Raw genomic sequence first — 403 nt, 5'->3', positions numbered from 1 at the left:
GCTTTGAAGAAGCCGTTGTAACTGCCGCAGCCGTGCGCTCCCGGCCGATTGTACTGACCGCTGTCGCAGCCATGATCGGGGCATTCTTTATTCTGGATGACCCGATCTTTAACGGCCTGGCGATCTCACTGATCTTCGGCATCATGGTCTCTACCCTGTTGACGCTGATCGTAATCCCTCTGCTGTATTTCTCGCTGATGCCTAAGAACCTGGGCGAAAAACTGCGGGGAGAAATGGCAGGCTGAGATCAGCCCACCGGCAAATAATGCAACCCGATAATCAGCCCCTCATCTGAGGGGCTGATTGTTTATGAACAGAATTTTATCTATCTATTCTTGATGTTCAGTGGTATCTCCAGAATCCAGTTTTTTTTCAAATCATCCCAACGACCACTGTAGTGTAG

Annotated in this window: 1 protein-coding gene; it reads left to right on the top strand. The window is 49.6% G+C overall.

Annotated features, from left to right (window positions below; translation table 11 throughout):
* The coding region (locus Q4563_RS16625) for an efflux RND transporter permease subunit (protein WP_303605276.1) at positions 1–245 on the top strand (245 nt) is incomplete at its 5' end.
* Between the last annotated feature and the right edge of the window lie 158 nt (positions 246–403).

It is taken from the genome of Gilvimarinus sp. 1_MG-2023, from assembly GCF_030548285.1.
This window is presented reverse-complemented; position numbering and strand designations above follow the sequence as displayed.